The sequence below is a fragment of the Haemophilus haemolyticus genome, assembly GCF_003493685.1.
In the GTDB taxonomy this organism is placed as follows: domain Bacteria; phylum Pseudomonadota; class Gammaproteobacteria; order Enterobacterales; family Pasteurellaceae; genus Haemophilus; species Haemophilus haemolyticus_O.
In genome coordinates this window covers 99,317-120,268 of the sequence record NZ_QQJW01000006.1, presented here as the reverse complement: position 1 = coordinate 120,268, position 20,952 = coordinate 99,317, and the positions used below count along the sequence as shown (strand labels likewise).

Genomic DNA, 20,952 nt, shown 5'->3' with positions numbered 1-20,952 from the left:
GAGTGTACATACCCGATTTCTTGGCGTTCTCGCGAGTTTAAGCTCGACCGAAAAAAAAGCCCAATAAGGGCTTTTGTTTAGAAATCTAATTGACTTGGATTGATGCCAAGAGCATTTGCCATTTTTATGCGAGTTGTTTTCCGCAAGGTCTGTGAATTTTCGTGTTGTGAATAAGCTGCTTGAGAGATGCCTAAGCGTCCTGCAACTTCCACTTGTGTTAAGCCTAAGTGCTCGCGCCAAGCACGCAATGCAGAATAATCGTTTAATAACGCTAATTTTGCAACAGACTCAGGAATACCTGTTTCAAGTGGATCGGTAAAGATGATTTTTTTCATAAAATGCTAATAAATGGTTCATCTTTCTATTTTATAAGTTTTATTCAAGTATTTTAAGGATTTCCTATGTCAGACGTGAAAGGAAAGTCCACGTCTGATGGCGTGGGGAGGAAAAAAATTGGTCGCCCATCTTCGTTTATGCAAGAAGTGGCTGACGACATTTGTTTGTTACTGGCACAAGGTGAAAGTTTGCGGAAAATTTGCGAACGACCAGGAATGCCTGCTATATCCAGTGTATTTAAGTGGCTTAATGAAAATCAGCAATTTTCGGAGCAGTACGCGCGTGCGCGCGAGGACCAAGCCGATTTTTTGCTTGAGGAGATGTTGGAAATTTCAGATCTTGCCACTCCCGAAGATGTTAGCGTAGCTAAGTTGAGAGTTGATGCTCGTAAATGGTACATCACCAAAGTTGCCCCTAAAAAATATGGCGATAAAGTAACGCAAGAAATCACTGGTGTTAATGGGGCGCCGATTGAGCAAAAAATATCTATGGATTTATCAAGGTTAAGTGTCGATGAACTCAAACTTCTTAGAGAGCTTAAATCTAAAGCAACTGGATGCAATGATAGCTCAAAAGAGCTTGATTGATTTCACCTTGCAAACCAAACCTGACTTCGTAACAGGATGGTTCAATATTCTCATAGCAAAAGAGCTGCAGCAATTTTATCAAGATGTAATAGATGGCAAGCAGCCGCGATTAATGATATTTGCTCCGCCTCGTAGTGGTAAAAGCGAATTATTTAGTCGTCGTTTTCCTGCTTGGGCTTTTGGTAAAAATCCTGACTTACAGATGATTGCCTGTTCTTATTCTGCTGATTTAGCTAGTCGAATGAATCGCGATGTACAGCGCATTATGGATGATGAAAGTTATCACGGCATTTTCCCTGATTCATCATTAAACGAGAAACGCATTGCAACGGTATCTGGTCAACCCTTGCGTAATAGTGAGATTTTTGAAATTGCAGGACATAAAGGCGCTTATCGCTCCGCTGGTGTTGGTGGCGGTATTACAGGTATGGGGGCAGATATAGCCATTATTGACGACCCTGTAAAAGATGCTAAAGAGGCTAATTCTCAAACAGTTCGAGATGGTGTTTGGGATTGGTACACAACCACGCTTTATACGCGTTTATCACCAAAATCTGGCGTGCTATTAGGCATGACAAGATGGCACGAGGATGATTTAGCTGGTCGATTAATTGAAGAAATGAAGAATGGTGGCGACCAATGGCGCATAGTGAAATTTCCTGCGATTGCCGAAGAGGATGAAGAGTTCCGCAAAGAGGGCGAACCATTACACCCAGAACGCTTTGATTTAGAGCGATTGAGCAAAATTAGAAAGGCTGTTGGCTCTCAAGCGTGGAATGCTTTATATCAACAAAGACCATCTAATAAGGGCGGTGGCATTATTAAAGGCGCTTGGTTTGGTCGATATAAAATCCCTCCACTAATTAAAGTCAAAGCAATCTACGCTGATACGGCACAAAAAATTAAACAGCACAATGACTATTCAGTCTTTATTGTTGCTGGCAGAGGGAGCGACGGAAAGGTTTATATTCTTGACCTTGTGCGAGGTAAATGGGAGACGCCAGAACTTGAGCAGACATTAAAAGATGTTTGGGCTAAACATAAAGCGAGAAAGGACACTGGAATATTAACTCGAGCAAATGTGGAAGATAAAGCCAGTGGCACGGGATTAATTCAAGCTATCCGCAGAAATAATCAAATTCCAATCTCGCCCATTCAAGTTGATGCAGATAAGTACACTCGGGTTTTAGGTGTTCAAGGGTACATTGAAAGTGGTTATGTGATGATACCTGAAAATGCTCCTTGGGTAGCGGATTTTATTAGTGAGTGCGAGGCATTTACCGCAACAGATAGTCACGCGCACGATGACCAAGTCGATGCACTTGTAATGGCAATAACGGATATTTTAGGGAAACCTACATCACTACTGGATTTATAAGATGAATATTTTAGATGGCATCAAATCACTAGCACTGAAGTTAGGTAGCAAACAAGAGCAAACGTATTATGCTCGTGGGCTGAGTTTAACGGATGACTTAATGCAGATTGAAGCATTATGGCGTGATAACTGGATTGCAAACAAGGTCTGTATTAAACGCTCGGAAGATATGGTGCGTAATTGGCGCGATATTTTTTCCAATGACTTAAAATCTGAACAGCTAGACGAGTTCACTAAGCTCGAGCGCAGATTAAAACTACGTGAGACATTAACTAAAGCGTTGCAATGGTCTAGTTTGTATGGGGCGGTGGGGTTATTGGTTGTCACTGACACAATTAATATCACCTCAGCATTGCAGCCTACAGAGCGATTAAAACAGCTTATTATCTTACCTAAATGGAAAATCTCACCTACAGGGCAACGAGATGACGATGTGCTTTCCGCAAATTTTGGTCGATACAATGAATATACCATTACTGGCGGTACACAATCTGTTTTAGTGCATCATTCTCGCTTATTAATCATTAATGCCAATGATGCGCCTTTATCTGATAACGATATTTGGGGTGTGTCAGACCTTGAAAAGATTATTGATGTACTCAAACGCTTTGATAGTGCCTCAGCGAATGTTGGTGACCTTATTTTTGAAAGTAAAATTGATATTTTCAAAATCGCAGGGTTGTCTGACAAGATATCTGCAGGCTTAGAAAATGATGTCGCTCACGTTATTTCAGCGGTGCAGTCGATTAAATCGGCGACCAATAGCCTATTGCTTGATGCGGAAAATGAGTATGACCGAAAAGAGCTATCCTTCGGTGGGTTAAAAGATTTGCTGACAGAGTTTCGCAATGCGGTGGCTGGTGCTGCAGATATGCCAGTCACCATTTTATTTGGGCAATCTGTTTCGGGATTGGCAAGTGGTGATGAGGATATTCAAAACTACCACGAAACCATACATCGATTGCAAGAAACAAGATTGCGTCCTGTGCTTGAAGTGCTTGATACATTGCTATGTAATGAATTATTTGGTGGGCAGCCTGATGACTGGTGGTTTGAGTTTTTACCATTGACGGTGGTTAAACAAGAGCAACAAGTCAATATGCTTAATACCTTTGCTACAGCGGCAAATACGTTAATTCAAAATGGCGTAGTAAATGAATATCAAGTGGCAAACGAACTCCGAGAAAGTGGGTTATTTGCCAATATCTCTGCTGATGATATTGAGGAAATGAAAAATGCTGATGAACTTGCCAGAAATTTTGAAGAATCAGAAGGTGAAAGCACGCAAGTTCAAACCGGTGAAGGTGAGCAAGAGAACGGAGCTTTGGTATAGACAACAGCTTAAGCAGTTCGTCAAAACGATGACCGATGATGTAGAAAGAGCCATGCAGCAACCGCAAGGCTCTTTTTTTATGGATGATGCGAAAGGGTTTCAAGCGATTAGTGCAAGAGCATTGATGAAAGTATTAGAAAAGTACGAAAAATCTGACCGCACTTCGCAAGCCGAAAATATCGCCAATGGCTTTGTTGGCCGTGGTGATGCGCAAAACCACGCTGAAGTATCAACCAATTTAAAAAATCAAACTGGCATCGATTTATCCGCCTATTTACGCAATAGTCCAAATGTTGCTGAGAAAGTGAATGCATTGACTGCAGGTAATATCCAGTTAATTAAATCTATTCGCTCACAATATCTTGATAAAGTGCAAAATGCCGTCATGCAAGCGATGGTTCGGGGTTCTTTAAATAAAGACCTTGCAGCACAAATAAAAGACTTAGGTAAAACAACCGAAAAACGAGCAATGTTTATTGCTCGAGACCAGTCCTCAAAATTAAATGCTGCCTTAACGCAAGCGAGACATGAAGAGGTTGGTGTAAAAAAATACATGTGGTCAACATCGGGTGATGAGCGTGTGCGCGAAAGTCATGCGGAAAAAGATGGGCAGATATTCGAATATGCCAATCCGCCTGCCGATACTGGTCACCCTGGCCATGATTTTAATTGCCGATGTGTTCAGATTCCGGTGCTTGATACTGAACAAGAAAAACAAATAATAGAGCAGTATGAAGTGGATAAGGTAAAAGAAGTCATATCTCCTTCTCAATATAGATATCATGTAGGGGATATAGAGCAAAATCCTGTTGCTATGGAGTTTGTAAAAAAATATAACCTTTCTACTAAAGAGGCGGTTTCGATTCGAGATTATACTGCTAACAGTTATGCAAAAATAAATTCTCAATTAAGGGAAGATAAAGCCGCACCTTCAATACTTATGATGGCTAAAGTCATTAATAATGCGCTAAATAAAATACCATCTTACCAAGGTAAAGTTTGGCGTGATGTTGATTTACCAGAGAGTGTATTATCTTCATATGTTGTTGGAAGTGTTGTAATAGAGAAGGGATTTTCAAGTTCTAGCTATAGTGATGAACGCTTTAAGAAGTTACCTCATAGATTGCTAATTCATAGTAAGAGCGGGAAAATAATTCAAAGCTTAAGTGTATTATCGAATGAAGATGAAGTATTATTTAAATCTGGCACCAAATTTAAAGTGTTAAAACGTACTCAAACTAAAAGCTATTTGCTGATTGAATTACAGGAGCTATAAATGCGAAAAGAATACACAGATGATGATCTTTTCAAGAAAAATACAGCTCGCCGTCATTCTGGTGAAAAAATTAAACTGTCAGAATATCTGATGCTATGGATGTATGAGTTACTGACAAAGCCAGTAGAATTTGGAATGAGAGATGCAGTCTTGTATCGCATCCATAAAAAATTTACTGATGAAATGTCTTTTGATGACACAGTAAAAGAAATGGATCGTCTTATTGGTGAGGCTGAAAAAGCAGAAAGCCAATCTAAATCTTATGATGAGATTGTGGATATGCTTTGGCCAAGAGATAACAAAGAATGAAACGTAATTGGGATTTAATTCGCTCTATATTGCTTAAATTGGAAAGTCAGGCAGAGGCTAGAGGGAGCTTATCCCCTGATGGATTTACTGGATTTGATTCAGAAACAGTTTCCTACCATTTTAAGTTATTGCAAAGTGCAGGGCTGATTGAAGCGATAGATTACTCCTCTCTAAATGAATTGAGCCTTGTTGCTCGGTCGCTGACTTGGCAAGGTCATGAATTCTTAGACAAAATTCGTAATGATACTGTCTGGAATAGCTTAAAAACTACAATAAAAAGCAAAAGCCTTGATTTATCACTTGATACAATAAAACAAGTAGCACAAACACTAATTAGCCAAATGTTAGAGTAACATTGTAAAGAAACAAACAACCCGATCAGAAATGGTCGGGTTTTTTATTGGGGTAAATAAATGAAATTTACAGATAACACAGCGCAAGTAAAAACACAGCGCACCATTACGAAAGATGGTTTTTTAGTTGTGCCTGCAACCATTTCGAAAGTTGGGGTATTTGATTACCTCGCCACAGAGCTAGGCTTAAAAGAAGACGGTATTAAAAAGGTCGCTCGCACTGAGAAATCGTTGTTTAGCGATGAAACGATTAAGAGTTTTGAAAATGCCACATTAACCGTTGGTCATCCTAAAGATGGGGTGAATGCGAAAAACTGGAAACAGCTCTCTGTCGGTGTCGTGCGTAATGTTAAGCGAGTGGGCGATGAACTCACGGCAGAGGCTTGGATTTATGATGAATCTGCGATTAAAACCGTGCAGGAGAATGGTGTTGAGCAATTATCTTGTGGTTATGACTGTGATATTAAGCCATCCACGGTACAAGATGCAGATTTTGAGATGTCGCCGATGATCGGCAACCACGTAGCGATTGTGGCAAAGGGTCGCTGCGGTGGAAGTGTAAAACTTGCCGATGAGGATAAAACCATTATGGGGAAAACCGCAAAAATTATCGATGCGTTTTTAGTTGCGTTCGGCACCAAGTTGTCGGATGAACAAAAAAAACAAATTGAGGAAGAAGAAAAGTCTGGTGGTGAAGAAGGGAAAGAGCAAAAAGCAGAAACCTCGACCGAACCAAAAGAAAAACAACATGAACCTGAAAATAAAAAGGAAGATGACGTGGAAAAAGAAGAACTTGAAAAACGCCTTAAAGCTAAAGATGAAGAAATCCAACAGCTAAAAGAGGCGCAAGCAAAACGTGATGCAGAAGTAAAACAAGCCGCTGTATTGGCTGATGCAAAAACTGCATTTAAAGAAGTCAATTTTGCGGATAACGCTACTGTGCGTGAAATCCAAGAAAGTGCGGTCGTTGCGCAGGGTATTTTTACTAAAGATGAGGCGGCCAAATTATCCGATGAGGAAATTTCGGGTGCATATCAAACGGCAAAAGCGGTCGTGGCTAAATTAGCGGGTGAACGTAAATCACTCGGCAGTATTTTGCTTGGTGATGCAGAGCCTAAAGCTGCACCAAAAATAGATTTCAACAAAACTTACAATAGTTAGGAGAGTAATTAGATGAGTTACGCTTACGAACAAGCGCCTGCTCGTGCAGGTGAATTAGGCAAGGGTAATCTTGCAAGTGCAAAAACTACAGCAGAAAAAGTCACAGGTAAAGTAAAAGCAGGTGAATTTGTGGCATTAAATCCTGCAGGTGGTGTGAAAGCTTTATCTGCTAAAACAGATGTATTGGCTGGCGTGGTATTAGCAAGTCGCATTCGTGATGAATGGCCTGAAGGCGAATTAGTCGATGTGATGCACATTGGTGCAGGCGATGCCATTTGGGTGAATATTGCACCAGAGAAAACCGTATCTCGTGGTAGTAAAGTGTTTGTATTAACAACGGGTGGCGAAGGTAAAACTGGCGCAATCCAAGGGGAAACCGATGCAAATGCGATTGAAACAGGCTACACCGTGATTGACGTTAAAGGTCAATTAGCGATGATTACAAAATTATAAGGGGTGATGAATGTCATTATTAACTTATGTACAAAACGGCTTAACGGCTGTAAGCAAAGAAATTTCAGAAACCAAATATCCTGAAATTGTGTTCCCGCAATTTGTCTATGTTGACCAACAAGCAGCAGTAGGCAATACTGAAAAACTTCACTATGGTGCAGATGAGCACGGTTCTCTTGATGATGGTTTAATTACCACTGGTACAAGCACATTAGACCAAGTAGAAGTCGGCTTTACGCCAACTCGCTCTTATATCGTACAATGGGCTAAATCGGTAACATGGGCAACACCAGAACTTGAACAAGGCAAACTGTTAGGCTTAGCGTTAGATACCGCTAAAATCATGGCGTTAAACAAAAACGCACAACAAACCTTACAAAAAGTAGCTTTCTTGGGTCATTCAGAAGATACTCGATTAACTGGCTTGCTCAATAATCCATCTGTCGAGGTGTACAACATCAAAGGCACTTCCGCAAACACCAAAGTCCAAGCGATGGATTTTGACAAATCAGTAGCATTCTTTAAGGAGATGTTCCTCGCTGGTATGGAAAAAACCAAACGCATTGAAGCACCAAACACCTTTGCGATTGATTTACTTGATTTAGCGCACTTGGCGTTAACTCAACGTAATAACACTGATACAACCGCATTAGAGTTCTTGACTAAGAGCTTGTCTGCGGCTGCGGGTCGTGAAGTGGCAATTAAAGCCTTGCCGTCAAACTTTGGCACTCGTGTAACAAGTGGCAAAACTCGTGCAATGGTTTATGTGAACAGCAAAGAGCACGTTATCTTTGATGTGCCAATGTCGCCAACTGTGTTAGCTGCTCAACCAAAAGGCTTATTAGCTTATGAGTCTGGCTTACGCATGGCATTTGGTGGCGTAACCTTTATGGAGCCAGATTCTGCACTCTACGTAGATTACTAGGGAGTCATTATGCCAACATTTGAAACGGATGTATTCCTTGAGCGTTATCCTGAATTTAAAGAGGTCGATTATGAAAAAATCGACCTTTTTTTATCGGATGCAGAAATGGAAGTAAGTCAATCTCGTTGGGGTAAACTCTACCAACGTGGCGTGTTGGCATTGACTGCTCATCTATTGCGTTTGTCGCTTTGGACAACCGAAGGTGGCGGTGGGGCAAATCGGAATCTCGCCAGTGAAAGTGCTGGCGAGTTATCTGTTAGCTATGCTGTGCCAACACTGACAGGCACCGATGCAGATTATCAATTAACAGCGTATGGCCAAGAGTATTTGCGATTACGTAAATTGGTTGGCATTGGTGTAATGGTGGCGTAAATGGCAGTGCAAATTACGGGGAATTTAGCGCAGGTAAAAGCGTTAATTGAGCGATTAAGGGCTGATAAAGACAAGGCGGTTTATGTTGGGTTTCCTGCTGAATTTGACGAGTCAGTAGAGGGGGCTGAGAATTTTAATCTCGCCTCTTTGGCGGCTGTATTGGAGCTTGGCAATGAACATATTAAACCGCGTCCTTTTTTACGCCAAACGCTCTCAGAAAACCAAGAGAAATACACCGCACTTTTCACGCAATTATTTAAGCAAGGCTTGCAGATTGAGAAGATTTACGAGCAACTCGCACTAGTTGCGCAAGGTGATGTCCAGTTAAATATCGCTCGTGGCAACTGGGTTGCCAACGCTAAAAGTACAATCAAACAAAAAGGCTCTAGCAAGCCATTGATTGATACAGGCAAAATGCGTCAATCTGTAAAAGGTATCGTTAAATGAGTTTAATCAACCAATATCCTCGCTTTCTGAATAGCAAATTTCGCCAAAGTGTCACTGTAAAACATCTGCAAGGTGAGCATTCATCTGATGGGTTTGGGGCGAGTTATACCGATGAAAACGTGACTGCCATTGTTATGCAGACCTCTCCTAATGATGTGTTGTTATTGCCAGAAGGTGAGCGTTTCATCCCATCAATCAAAATCTACACCATTAAGCCGTTAAAAATAGGTGATTTGGTTATTTATGAAGGGGAAACCTACAAAATAAAAACCGTAGCAAATTGGGGGAAATATGGATACTACAACAATATCGGCGTTAGACACGGCCAAACTGCGAAAGTGGATTCAACAGGCTTTACAGTTACCTAATGGCGCTGTTATTGGTGGTTGGTTACCTGAAAATCCTTTGCCTGCTTTTATTACCGTGGATTTGATGACGAGTAATGAAATCGGGCAGGCTACGAGAGAATTTGACGGCAAACGTGAGCGTATCACCCAGTCAATGCAAAGCACCGTGAGTCTCTCTTGTTTCGGTCGAAATTCCCTTGCGCAGTGTTACAAGCTAAAAGCCATTTTCCAAAGTTCGGCGTTTCTTTCCTTTCTCAAATCAAATCACTGGGGCGTGATTCGTTTTTCAGATGTCCGCAATTTAACAGCTACCGTTGGGGCAGATTATGAAGAATGAGGGCAGTTTGATGTTGTATTTAGCCATCATCACATTGTTGATACACCTCTAGAGCCGATAGAAAACGTTGAACAACGCACAAACCATTTAATTCAACAAATAGGAGGATAGCCTTATGGCATTATCTATCTCGCAGATTGTCAATGTGCAGTTAAATACTGTGCCAAAATCTGCCGCGCGTAAATCATTCGGTATAGTAGCATTGTTCACGCCAGAGGCAGGACAAGCATTTGCTGATGCGAGTACGCGTTATGTTTATGTCGAAAATCAACGTGATGTAGAACAGTTGTTCGGCACAAATTCAGAAACAGCAAAAGCAGCACAGCCATTTTTTGCTCAAAGCCCTCGTGCGAAACAATTAATTATTGCGCGCTGGCAAAAAGAACCCGCAACCATTAATGCAACCAAAAATACATTAAGCGGTGCAACCTTATCGGATGATTTAGAGCGTTTTAAAGCGGTTGTAAATGGTCGATTTACATTAACTATTGGCACCGAAACCAAGAAAGTAAATGGGCTATCTTTTGCTGACGCATCAGATTTCAATGCGATTGCAAGCAAAATCCAAGCAAAATTGACCGCACTTTCGTCATCTTTATCTATCTCTTACGATAGCGTAGGACAACGTTTTATCATCACCTCTAACAACGCTGGAGAAGATAAAACAACCGAAATCCATTACGCCTTTAATGGTGGCGGTGACGGTGAGTATATTGGCTCATTGCTTAAATTAGAAAATGGTCAAGCAAGCCGAAAAGTAGGTAAGGCATCAATTTCTTTGAAAAAAGAAACCGTTGCAGAGGCATTATTTAATGTAGCCGAAGTGAATAATGCGTGGTATGGCTTTACGTTTGCTGCACAGCTTACTGATAGTGAAGTGGAATCTGCTGCAAAATACGCGCAAGCTAATACCAAAATGTTTGGTGCAAATGTTATTCGTGTTGAACAGCTTGAATGGTCTGCTGATAACATCTATAAGAAATTATATGATGCAGGTTTAGATCATACATTAGCGATGTTCGATAAAAACGATATGTACCCAGCATCTTCCGCATTGGCTCGTTTATTATCAACGAACTTTGCGGCAAACAACTCAACCTTAACGCTTAAGTTCAAACAACAGCCGACTATTACGGCTGATGAAATTACGGCAACGGAGTTCTCTAAGGCTAAACGCTTAGGCATTAACGTGTACACTTATTTTGATGATGTAGCGATGATTGCTGAAGGTACGGTGATGGGCGGTAAATTTGCGGATGAAATCGTTATCTTAGACTGGTTTACAGATGCAGTGCAAAAAGAGGTATTCGCTCGCTTGTATAAATCACCGACCAAAATCCCATTAACAGACAAGGGCCAAGCGGTATTGATTGCTGCCGTGGAGAAAGTATGCTTAGAGGGCGTAAACAATGGTGCTTTCGCCCCAGGTCAATGGACGGGCGATAGCTTTGGTAACTTGACGACAGGTGATTACCTTGAAAAGGGTTACTATGTATGGGCGGCACCAATGGATACGCTATCTGATAGCGACCGTGAGCAACGCCGTGCAACCCCAATCCAAACCGCAGTGAAATTAGCAGGCGCAATCCATTCTAGTGATGTGATTGTGAACTATAACCGATAATATGTGAATTTTAGCTTTCTATCATTTATACTATTTGCCATATTTTCTTTTAGGAGATCTTATGGCAATTAATTTTAGAAAGAGAGTTAAAGTTGCACCAGGTGTCTATATCAATTTAGGCAAAAAAGGGGCATCAACAACAATCGGTACTAAAGGGCTTTCGGTTAATGTTGGGAAAGATAGTGCGCACCTAAATTTAGGGGTGCCTGGCACAGGGTTGTCGACTAGAATCCCAATTTACAAAGCTGACAAAGGAATAAAGATGATTAATGGCGTACCTGATCTTCATTTCGATTATTTAAACAGCTTGCCAATAACAACACGCCCAAACTTTACCAGACAACAGCGTGAAATCCTTCTCCCTCGTTTTGAGGCATTAACGCCCATTCAAAGAATATCTGTGCTTAAACAAGTTAAAGTTTATCCTGATTCTGATGTAGGCATTTATTCTGGCTGGTTAGGTTGGTTAGCAGTAGATAGATTTAGAGCAAAACAATATGGTATTGCGTTATTAAAACTTTTTTCTATGCTGACTTTATTTGGCGGTCTTTTATGGTTGATATTTGATCTTTTCTATTTTCGTCGTCAGGCGAGAAATGCGAATTTTCTATCCTTTATGACTGCAATTGATCAGGTTGTAGAAAAAAATAATTGAACTATTTCACACTAAAAACTAACAAGCCCCATCTGGGGCTTTTTTTATGAGGAAAAACAATGGCAGTTTTCGATCCAAAACAAGTTGTCGTGTTATTAGACGGCAAAGAAATTAGTGACTGGGCAGACGGCTCAGATGTGATTAATGCGACCAACCAAGTTGATGCAGGGCAAATGGTTATTGGTGCGAACGGCACGGGCGTATTTATCGCAAACCCTGACCAATCAGGCAAATTAACCCTAAAAATTAAACAACATTCTGAGGATAACGCCTATTTATCTAAGTTGTTTAATCAACAAAAAACCAGTATTAAAACCTATTTACCGATGACACTCGCTATTCGCGACTTAATCAATGATGATGTTGTCACGGCAAGCAAAGGGTATTTCACCACGCCTGCGCCTTACGTGCGTGGAAATGGACACAATGCGACAACCTGGACGATTGTGTTTGAGAAAATGACGATGAATCTTGAAAAAGGTGTTCAATAATGGAAAGCAAACAAATCAATATTGAAAATGTGACCTATACAATGACGCCAGCCAATGCTATGACAGCATGGACTGCACTCAAAAATGCAATGAAATTATTGCAATCAGTCGATTTATCATCATTAGGTAACAATAAAAAACTCGGTGCAAGCGTATTGACGACTGTATTGGCGAATTTAGGCGACCCAAGCATTAAAGAGCTTGAAGATATCGTGCTTAAACACACCTCATGCGAGCAAGATGGCAAACTATACCGACTATCTGAACGTTTTGATAGTCATTTTAACCAACACCGTGGGCATTTAATCCCAGTATTAAAAGAAGGGTTGATGTATCAGTTCGCTGATTTTTTTATCGGTGGGGGCGGATTGCTGAGCAATATTCAAGCCAATCTAAAAGCGAAGAAATAAGCCAGTCAGACAGTAAAATTGACTGGTTTATTTTTACGCCCATCGTAAAAAACTTTTGTTCACTACACGAATTAAGGTCGATTTATTCGTTAGCCGACCTTTTATCTTTCCATGAAGTCATTGTTGAATTAAATCAAATGGAGCAACGCAATGCTACTCGATGAACTACTGATTAAAATCGGCATTGATGCGGATAGCCAAGCAATGCAACAGTTTGAGCAATTCCTCAATGTAATTGGAGACGGCACTGAAGATGCCGCAGAAAGTCTAGGTGCCTTTGGTCAAGCGTTGGAAGATGCCGCTAACGAGGCCGCTAAACAAGTCAAAGATATGCCCGAGTTCAGCGAGTTTTTTGCATCGCTTGAGAAACTACAATCTGAAACAGAAAATCTTTCTGAAGATGAAGCCTTAGATGCGTGGGTACAAAAACTCATCGAGGGGGATAAGCTCTTATCTGAGTTTGGTGAGAGCTTTCTTCAAAACACCGAACAGCTCTCGAAAGAGTTACAAGAGGCGGGATTAAGTGCAGAGCAGGTTGAGAAAGTTATTGGCAAACTCAAATCTGCGATTGAGCAGAAAACCGATGCTACCGAAAAAGATACAAAAGCCGTAGAAGATAACGCTAAAAGCACAGAAAATTTATCTGACAATATCATTGACTTGTGGGCAGCCCAATATGGTGCAGTCGGATTATTGAATAAATTTGAATTGCTTGGCATTAGTATCAATAAAACCACACTTAAAGTTGCGGCATTTGGTGCAGCTTTCTACGCTGCCACAATCGGGGTGAAGAATTTTGTTGATGCTAATCTCGATGCACTCGATGAAATAAAACAACTCTCGGCTGTCACGGGCGAATCAGCCGACCAAATTTACAACTTAGGTAAGGTTGCAGAGGTCAATGGCTCATCCGCACAGGCGGCCCAATCGTCTATTGAGGGATTGTCTCGCGTTATAGGTGAGGCGGCAACGGGTATCGGTCGAGGGGCGAAATCATTTGAGCAATATGGACTAAGTGCCAAAAAAGCGAATGGGGATGTTAAAACCTCAAGCGAAATGCTAGGTGAAATCTCAGACAAGATGAAAGCAATGGGTGAGCAAGAGCAAATTGCGATGCTTACGAAACTCGGTATTGATGGTTCGATGATTCAAACATTGCGTCTTGGTAATGATGAGCTGAAAGAGCAAATCGCCCTTGCAAGCGCGCTCACACTTGGGGTAGGTAACGCAGAAAATGCAGAAACCGCCGCCGCTTTTAAAGATGCGTTGACGCAAGTTTCTCAGGCGTTTACAGCTATTGGCGAATATGTATCACTCCGTGTTGCGCCATCTATTCAGCGATTAGCAGAGCGGTTTACAAAATGGTTCACCGAGAATAATGAGTTTATCAAGGCTACACTCAACAACTTTGGCAAAATTCTTTCATTCTTGTTTGAGTTAGCCGCAGCCATCGATAATGTTGTTGAGCATACTGTTGGGTGGAAAAACTTAATCTACGCATTAGGTGCGGCATTATTGTGGTTTAGTCGCAGAATGTTATTAGCTTTCGCTACTAACCCTGTCACATTGATTATAACGGCAATTGCAGCCTTATTTTTACTTGTTGATGACTTTATCACTTATCTTGATGGTGGTGAAACAGCATTAGGTGAATTTTGGAAGCCATTTAAAACAGCGTTATTGTGGGTTAAATCCACTTGGAAAAATTTTGTTGATAACTTTAGCGTCGATCCAATTGGTGCAACATTATCCCTTGTTAAGGATATGCTTGAGTTGCCATTTAAACTTGGGATTGCGCTTGTTGTTGGTTTGTGGAATTTATTTACTGGCGAACAGTTAGATTTGGATGTTATCGAGACTAAGTTTGCCCAAGTTACCGACTGGATTAAAAAGCCATTCCAAAGTGCATTTGATTGGGTTAAGGGCTATTACGACCAATATATCGCACCAATTATCGATACGGTGAAAGGGTGGTTTAGTGATAATGGCGAAAAGGTGGGCACGGCAAGTCAAAATACGAAAGCCTATGACACAATGATGTTTGATCCATCTTATGCTTCTGCACCACAAGTTGCAGCTGCAGGTGCAACAACAAATGGAGCCATGACAGACAATAGCCAAAAGAACAGCAACAACAAAATCACCATTACGCAAAATATCCAAGGTACGGACAATCCAAAAGCAGTGGCAGACCAATCGGCTCGAGCGATCAATAATCAACTTTCACCTGTTGTGGGGTAGCCTCTATGTTAAATTTTGCACAAGTATCCAATCGTAAGATTGGCAAAATTACCTTTGATGTGGTTACAACAGAAGACCATCAGTCGGATTTATCCATTACAGAAAACCCGATTGAATCAGGCGCTGCCATTGCTGACCATGCGGTTATTCAGCCTAAACAAGTTACCATTAATGGTGTAATGGTTGATCACGACCATTCGACTTTTGGTTTAGACCTTCCGTTTATCGGCAATATTCGTGGTGGGATAGACTTTCTTAATAACTTTCCTTTGCCAGTTAAGGTTATCACTCAAACATCGCAATCTATAGCAAGAGCGGGGAGAGTGATTAGCCAAGTTGCAGGAGCATATAGTCAAGCGAAGAGCATACTTAATCAAGCGCGAACCATCGCCCCTTTTTTGCCTGATTTTGGTCTAGGCGGATTGCTTGATAGCAGTGCAGGGGATAGTCGAGTACAAAAATGCTATGCCGACCTTGTTGCTTGCCAGAAATCGGGAGAAACCATTGACATACAGACAGGCATTCACTTGTACAAAAACATGCTAATCCAATCTGTAGCCGTCAATCAATCACAAGATGGCAGCGCAACATTTACGATAACGGCTCGTGAGATATTTATTGTTGAGACACAAACAGCTCAATCTAAATCATCTGCATCGGGCAAGAATAAAAGCGGCCGAGCAGCAGCTCAATCCGCAACAAAATCGCAGCAAGGTTCTACTCAACCAAAGAGCGATACGCCCAAAAGAACCTCCTCGCTTTTCAATTTTTTTAAATGGTAAGACGTATGCTTAAAATTTCATTAACACAACATCCTTATCAGGAGCAAACTTTTGAATTTAACGGCATAAAAATCCACTTAACCTTGCGATTTAATAGTATTGGACAGTTTTGGGCAATGGATGTATTTGAGCCAGTAAACCAAAAGCAGATTTGCCGAGGTCATGCGCTCGCGTGCGGAGTACCATTATTGGCTCGCACTACACAACCTTATTTCTTCTACTTGGACGATGAAAGCGGTACTGAATTAGACCCAATGAGTATGGAAGATTTGGGCACTCGATGCTTTTTGTATATAGGCGAAAAGGCATCATAAATTAATAGATAAAAATACTCTTAAAAGAGGGGTTAGAAATGGAAACAAATGCAAGTTCGATTATGCGAGGTGCAATCGCATTCTCTATTGTTATCGTTGCGCTTGGCTTGTTTGCTTTATGTATTACACCGTTGGCAAATGTCCTTATTGAGCTTGCTAAATAGCGCAAGGAGAGACAATGAAACAATTTGGCAGACGGTGGAAACTGGACATTAGTAACGACCAAGAAACGTTAAGCATTGAGCAATTGCGTGTTGCGTTTGAAATTGATAAAACCATCAATGAAAAGCCTAATCCCGCTAAAATCCAAGTGTGGAACTTAAATCGAGACCATATCAACCAATTATTAAGCCAAGACTATAAGAAAGTCGTCTTATCGGTTGGTTATGGCGAGTTACGCCAAATCTATGCGGGAGATATTACCAAGACAAGAATCCAACGAGAGGGATTGGATTTTGTCCTTACGCTTGAGTGTTCAGACGGGCATCAAGCCTATACTCAGTCAAGAGCTAAAACGACATTAAAAGCAGGGGCAACAGACAAGCAGATTGTTGAGGAATTGCAAAAGACGATGCCTAAAGTACAGTCTGGTGCCATTGACATTCCTAATCAACGGAAACTTCCTCGAGGTAGAGTATTAAACGGCAATAGTCGAGATATTCTCACTAAAATTGCACGTAATAATAAGGCTGATTGGTCTATCCAAGATGGTTCGCTTATTTTCCTGCCGAAAGATAAAGTGTTAAGTGATGATGCTGTACTGATTTCCCAAGATACAGGAATGATTAATGCACCAGAACAAACCGATGAGGGATTAGAGCTGACTTGTTTACTCAACCCTGCATTACAAATTGGCGGACTTGTGAAAGTTGAATCTATCATTGAGTACTTCAATGGGGAGTACAAGATTGTAAAACTTGCGCATTCTGGCGATGGCATCGGTGGGGATTGGCACAGCAAAATGACGGTTGTCGGGGGCAAATTCCAGAAAGTAGAAAAAGAAAAGAGCGGTCAGAAATCAGATAAAAAAACAGATAAGCAAAGCAAGGATAAGAAAAAATGAACTACTCACAAACCTTAGCAACGCCAGAAACTGCAACCGACCATCAAATCCAACAAAACCAACTGAATTTACATACCGCACTTCCCGCAAAAGTCGTGAGTTTTGACCCAGCCAAACAAACTGTATCACTTGCGATACAAATAAAAATGCAGTTAGTCGATGGGAGTGGGGCAGATATACCGCCACTTCTTGATGTCCCCGTAAGTTTTCCTCGTGGTGGTGGCTTTGCAGTGACATTTCCGCTTAAAGCAGGCGATGAGGGGATAGCCATATTTTCCGAGCGTTGCATTGACGGATGGTGGCAAAACGGCAGCGCATCAACGCCTTTAGATTTTAGGTTACATGATTTATCCGATGCGATGTTTATCCCCGGCATCTGTTCTATTCCAAAGGCGATTAATGGATTTTTTAATGATGGGCTTTCAATGCAAACCTTGGACGGTGGAACGTACATTCGGATAAAGAATGGCACAATCCAAATCAAGGGAAATATCGAACATCAGGGCGACACCTCGCAAACAGGTTCGCATAGCTCCACAGGCGTTATCTCGAGCGATACAGATGTAAAAGCAGGCGGTATTTCAGGGAAAACCCATAAACATACAGGCGACAGTGGCGGTAAAACAGGAGTGCCACAATAAAAGTGCGGTTAATATTTAATGTAAAAAGCCAAGCATAGGCGTGCTTGGCTTTTTTTCATTCCAATTAAGCGAAATTTAAAAGGAATAAATCGTTGTGAAGTATATCAAAACAAAGTTACAAATTCATCTTTTAAAAGGATTAGATATGGAAACGCAAACAACCCCTTTAATTCGTTTTGCGATTGCTTTTGCTATCATTTGCTTAGGCTTATCCATTCTCACGCCATTTATTAACGCAATTAGATGGTGGTGAAATGAAAGTACGCAGAATAGATAACAATCACGATTGGACATTTGGGCAAGGGTTTTCTAACTACGCAACAGAATCAGATGCCATTGCTCAAAATGTGCAAACTCACCTTTGGTCATTTGCTAATGACTGGTTTTTAGACCTAGAACACGGTTTACCTTGGCTAGAACAAATGGGGCGTGGGGTAAATATGGCTGACTGGGAAATCAAAATAAAACGCTATGTGTTAGAAACTGAAGGCGTAAGCAGAATAACTGATTATCAAGCTAATTTTGATACAGATACACGCAAGCTGACCATATCGATTGATTACCAAGATATTTACGGACAGCAACAAACAGCACGTTATGATGCTTAAAGTGCGGTCGTAAGGATAAACAATGAAAAGAGATTGGGATTTAATCCGTAAAACCTTGCTAAAAACCAAAAGCCTTGATTTATCTCTTGATGCGATAAAAAAGCAGCGTCCGTCATAATAGGTGTAATGCTACCATAAATAGGTAAGATTTGACCGCGCTTTTTTATAGTTTGCCTAAAATGCATTTTTGTTTTATTATTCCCGCAAATATAATTACTTTTCCTATAACGCAGAATGAAGAAACTTAGAAACTTTGTGAAAAAAACGGTTGCAACAACATTGCTTACCGGGCTTTTGGGTTCAGGTTCGGCAACGGCAAATGCTCCATGGCAGTCTGTTCAGGATGATGCAGGTTGCGTTCACCAGTTAGTAAAAAGTGATGCGAAAGCTGATGATGTATTTGTTGCACTGGTAAAACTTTCGCATTCTGTGGAAAAAACGACAGGTGCATTAAAAGCAGTTAAATTTAAACTTAAAGATAGTAAATTTAATACATTATTAATGTTACGCCAGTTATTGGATTTCACTTCATCTTTACTGATTAGTAAATATGAGCAAGAAATCTTCTTTAAATATCGCACTCAGTATCGCGCTTATTCTAATGCTGTGGCACAGTTAGATTTAGCTATTTTCAAAATTCGTGAACGTAGAGGTTTGGTAAAGGTAGAACAATTTGCTGATCTAAATTTAACTCAAGCTGAATATGATGATATTTCTGAAGCAGCTAAACTAAGAAGCGAATATTACAATGCGAATCACTCTTAATGCTGATTTAGTTCATTTCCCACATATTAACAAAATTGCGCAAGGTTTAGCAATTTTTGAAATGTCAGGGCAACAAGTTTATCCTGAATTTCTTGGGCATTATGGTGATTTGAATAATTCATCTGCCGCACGCGATAGCCAATTACGTAAACTACATATTGCATTGTCTGAAACCGATTTTAAATTGCGTACATGGCAAAATTGCCGTGGTTTTAACCGGACTTGTGATAATTTTCTGATTTATGTGAAACATTATATGTATGATGATTATTTTCAGATACTTGATATAGTGACACCAGATGCACATAAAAATATTGATAAGTTTATTGCTGTATTGGTTGAGAAGGCAGAGGCGTTTTATCAACTAAATCGCGAACAATTAGATAAGCTACCCTATTACACAGTAAAACCCCTAGCTGAATATCTTCATCTGGATAAGAAATAATAACTTAAACCCCGTTTACAAGACGGGGTTTTTACTTTATATTGTGTGTCAAGGTGTCGAAGCCTGAAACCAAAAGCGGCAAGTCCGCTCCCGACAGCATAGCGGCTTTTTTATGCGTAAAATTTGTGATCTCGTTTAGTTTTATTGCCATTAAGACTTAACACGCATAAATCCAATTTCATCTATGCCGAGCGGGTGACTAATACAATACCCGCAAGGGGAATACGTCCAGCTGACTTTTGGCAGCCTTCGAACCGCTCGGCGCCCTATATGGGTAAATCTCAATATCGAAGAAACACCAAAAGGAGACATTCTATGTCTAATCAATCTCAACTCTCTATATTCAACTTTGAATCAAAATCTATCCGCACTTTAGCTATAACAATGAACCTTGGTTCGTTGCAAAGGACGTTTGTGACGCAATCGGTCTAACAAACTCTCGTATGTCTTTAATTGCGTTAGATGAAGATGAAAAGGGTGTAAGTTTAATTTACACCCCTAGCGGACAACAAGAAGTGAATATTGTCAGCGAAAGCGGAATGTACACTTTGATCTTACGTTGCCGTGATGCAGTGAAAAAAGGATCTATTCCACACCGTTTTAGAAAATGGGTAACAGCAGAAGTATTACCTACTATTCGTAAAACAGGAAAATATGAAAGCAAAACATCCGTCAATGATAGAACAGGTTTACGCAATGCCGTGAATATGCTCGTCAGCAGAAAAGGATTAATTTATTCCGATGCCTATCATTTAATCCACCAACGCTTTAATGTGGAATCAATCGAAGATTTAACATTAGAGCAATTACCGCAAGCGGTGGAATATGTGCATAGAATTGTGCTTGAAGGTGAGCTTATCACTGAACCGAAAAAAGATGAGTGCTTTAATTTTGAATTTACCGAACGCGAACTCCAACATCTCGTTTGGGCGTGGTTCGCTTTATTGCGTGGCACGGAACTTTGCCAAAATCTTCACCCTGCATTAAAACAAATTGGTTCACATTATGCTGCGCCCGTTCATGACATTGCTTACGAATATCGCAGCACTCTCCGTCAGGCGCAAAAAGTATTAGAGCGAATCACTGAAAAATTTGAGTGCAAACAAGGCGATAACTGGCGTGTCTTAAAATATCTTCGAGCCTATAACCATAAAGCAACAGGCTTTCAGCTAGATATTCTCTAAAACACAACAAAATTTGACCGCACTTTGGAAACAGAGTGCGGTTTTTTATTACCTGTAAGATAGCGATGTACACGTGACAAGCGGTGTTTCCTTTCTCCACTCACTGCTTCTTACA

General features: G+C 40.7%; 27 protein-coding genes and 1 pseudogene. 27 read left to right on the top strand and 1 reads right to left on the bottom strand.

The window, feature by feature from the left end; translation table 11 throughout:
- Positions 1–77: 77 nt before the first annotated feature.
- Positions 78–332, bottom strand: a pseudogene (locus DV434_RS06640) (helix-turn-helix domain-containing protein); the annotation flags it as partial.
- A gap of 69 nt (positions 333–401) precedes the next feature.
- Here DV434_RS06640 and DV434_RS06635 point away from each other — a divergent pair.
- From DV434_RS06635 to DV434_RS06505, 27 genes are all read left to right on the top strand, one after another.
- Entirely contained in the window at positions 402–923 is a 522-nt protein-coding gene (locus DV434_RS06635; protein WP_118785719.1) for a terminase small subunit-like protein, read from the top strand.
- On the top strand, positions 850–2,301 hold the full coding sequence (gene terL, locus DV434_RS06630; RefSeq protein ID WP_239992777.1) for a phage terminase large subunit: 1,452 nt from the start codon (positions 850–852) through the stop codon (positions 2,299–2,301). Before DV434_RS06635 ends, terL begins: the two co-directional genes overlap by 74 nt.
- Position 2,302: 1 nt before the next feature.
- Positions 2,303–3,634 carry a DUF1073 domain-containing protein gene (locus tag DV434_RS06625; RefSeq protein ID WP_118785718.1) on the top strand — a complete coding sequence of 444 codons (1,332 nt, stop codon included), beginning with the start codon at positions 2,303–2,305 and terminating at the stop codon, positions 3,632–3,634.
- Positions 3,537–4,910: a phage minor head protein gene (locus tag DV434_RS06620; protein ID WP_118785717.1), complete on the top strand. Its 1,374-nt coding sequence runs from the start codon at positions 3,537–3,539 to the stop codon at positions 4,908–4,910. The genes DV434_RS06625 and DV434_RS06620 overlap by 98 nt, the downstream gene beginning before the upstream one ends.
- On the top strand, positions 4,911–5,219 hold the full coding sequence (locus DV434_RS06615) for a hypothetical protein (protein WP_118785716.1): 309 nt from the start codon (positions 4,911–4,913) through the stop codon (positions 5,217–5,219).
- Positions 5,216–5,572 (top strand): DUF2513 domain-containing protein, encoded by a 357-nt coding sequence (locus tag DV434_RS06610; protein ID WP_118785715.1) that lies wholly within the window; start codon positions 5,216–5,218, stop codon positions 5,570–5,572. Before DV434_RS06615 ends, DV434_RS06610 begins: the two co-directional genes overlap by 4 nt.
- A gap of 60 nt (positions 5,573–5,632) precedes the next feature.
- The gene (locus DV434_RS06605) at positions 5,633–6,733 is read left to right on the top strand and encodes a DUF2213 domain-containing protein (protein ID WP_118785714.1); all 1,101 of its coding nucleotides are present in this window, start codon (positions 5,633–5,635) and stop codon (positions 6,731–6,733) included.
- A gap of 12 nt (positions 6,734–6,745) precedes the next feature.
- Positions 6,746–7,186: a structural cement protein Gp24 gene (locus DV434_RS06600; protein WP_118785713.1), complete on the top strand. Its 441-nt coding sequence runs from the start codon at positions 6,746–6,748 to the stop codon at positions 7,184–7,186.
- A 10-nt stretch (positions 7,187–7,196) separates the two neighbouring features.
- Positions 7,197–8,111 (top strand): major capsid family protein, encoded by a 915-nt coding sequence (locus DV434_RS06595; RefSeq protein WP_118785712.1) that lies wholly within the window; start codon positions 7,197–7,199, stop codon positions 8,109–8,111.
- 9 nt (positions 8,112–8,120) lie between these two features.
- A complete protein-coding gene (locus DV434_RS06590; protein WP_118785711.1) occupies positions 8,121–8,483 on the top strand; it encodes a DUF4054 domain-containing protein in 363 nt (120 codons plus the stop codon).
- The gene (locus tag DV434_RS06585) at positions 8,484–8,930 is read left to right on the top strand and encodes a hypothetical protein (protein WP_118785710.1); all 447 of its coding nucleotides are present in this window, start codon (positions 8,484–8,486) and stop codon (positions 8,928–8,930) included. It begins immediately after the preceding gene.
- On the top strand, positions 8,927–9,298 hold the full coding sequence (locus DV434_RS06580; protein WP_118785709.1) for a hypothetical protein: 372 nt from the start codon (positions 8,927–8,929) through the stop codon (positions 9,296–9,298). Before DV434_RS06585 ends, DV434_RS06580 begins: the two co-directional genes overlap by 4 nt.
- Positions 9,222–9,614, top strand: coding sequence for a phage neck terminator protein (locus DV434_RS11015; RefSeq protein ID WP_239992776.1), 393 nt, complete (start codon positions 9,222–9,224; stop codon positions 9,612–9,614). Before DV434_RS06580 ends, DV434_RS11015 begins: the two co-directional genes overlap by 77 nt.
- A gap of 115 nt (positions 9,615–9,729) precedes the next feature.
- Complete coding sequence (locus tag DV434_RS06570; RefSeq protein WP_118785708.1) at positions 9,730–11,238, top strand: DUF3383 domain-containing protein; 1,509 nt, start codon at positions 9,730–9,732, stop codon at positions 11,236–11,238.
- A 61-nt stretch (positions 11,239–11,299) separates the two neighbouring features.
- On the top strand, positions 11,300–11,893 hold the full coding sequence (locus DV434_RS06565) for a DUF4236 domain-containing protein (RefSeq protein WP_118785707.1): 594 nt from the start codon (positions 11,300–11,302) through the stop codon (positions 11,891–11,893).
- A 59-nt stretch (positions 11,894–11,952) separates the two neighbouring features.
- Entirely contained in the window at positions 11,953–12,384 is a 432-nt protein-coding gene (locus DV434_RS06560; protein ID WP_118785706.1) for a phage structural protein, read from the top strand.
- Entirely contained in the window at positions 12,384–12,794 is a 411-nt protein-coding gene (locus tag DV434_RS06555) for a phage tail assembly chaperone (protein WP_042600671.1), read from the top strand. The genes DV434_RS06560 and DV434_RS06555 overlap by 1 nt, the downstream gene beginning before the upstream one ends.
- A 150-nt stretch (positions 12,795–12,944) precedes the next feature.
- Positions 12,945–15,035, top strand: a complete 2,091-nt coding sequence (locus DV434_RS06550) for a phage tail tape measure protein (protein WP_118785705.1) — start codon at positions 12,945–12,947, stop codon at positions 15,033–15,035.
- A 5-nt stretch (positions 15,036–15,040) separates the two neighbouring features.
- Complete coding sequence (locus DV434_RS06545) at positions 15,041–15,817, top strand: phage baseplate protein (RefSeq protein WP_118785704.1); 777 nt, start codon at positions 15,041–15,043, stop codon at positions 15,815–15,817.
- Between the two features lie 5 nt (positions 15,818–15,822).
- Entirely contained in the window at positions 15,823–16,131 is a 309-nt protein-coding gene (locus DV434_RS06540) for a phage baseplate plug family protein (protein ID WP_118785703.1), read from the top strand.
- A 38-nt stretch (positions 16,132–16,169) separates the two neighbouring features.
- Positions 16,170–16,295: a hypothetical protein gene (locus DV434_RS11070; RefSeq protein WP_275045295.1), complete on the top strand. Its 126-nt coding sequence runs from the start codon at positions 16,170–16,172 to the stop codon at positions 16,293–16,295.
- 14 nt (positions 16,296–16,309) lie between these two features.
- A complete protein-coding gene (locus tag DV434_RS06535; RefSeq protein ID WP_118785702.1) occupies positions 16,310–17,194 on the top strand; it encodes a phage protein in 885 nt (294 codons plus the stop codon).
- On the top strand, positions 17,191–17,835 hold the full coding sequence (locus DV434_RS06530; protein WP_118785701.1) for a Gp138 family membrane-puncturing spike protein: 645 nt from the start codon (positions 17,191–17,193) through the stop codon (positions 17,833–17,835). Before DV434_RS06535 ends, DV434_RS06530 begins: the two co-directional genes overlap by 4 nt.
- Positions 17,836–18,089: 254 nt before the next feature.
- Complete coding sequence (locus tag DV434_RS06525) at positions 18,090–18,443, top strand: contractile injection system sheath initiator (RefSeq protein ID WP_118785700.1); 354 nt, start codon at positions 18,090–18,092, stop codon at positions 18,441–18,443.
- A 234-nt stretch (positions 18,444–18,677) separates the two neighbouring features.
- Positions 18,678–19,208, top strand: coding sequence for a hypothetical protein (locus tag DV434_RS06515; RefSeq protein WP_118785698.1), 531 nt, complete (start codon positions 18,678–18,680; stop codon positions 19,206–19,208).
- Positions 19,192–19,653, top strand: a complete 462-nt coding sequence (locus tag DV434_RS06510; protein ID WP_118785697.1) for a type II toxin-antitoxin system YafO family toxin — start codon at positions 19,192–19,194, stop codon at positions 19,651–19,653. Before DV434_RS06515 ends, DV434_RS06510 begins: the two co-directional genes overlap by 17 nt.
- 353 nt (positions 19,654–20,006) lie before the next feature.
- Positions 20,007–20,837 carry a P22AR C-terminal domain-containing protein gene (locus tag DV434_RS06505; RefSeq protein WP_338142009.1) on the top strand — a complete coding sequence of 277 codons (831 nt, stop codon included), beginning with the start codon at positions 20,007–20,009 and terminating at the stop codon, positions 20,835–20,837.
- Positions 20,838–20,952: the final 115 nt, after the last annotated feature.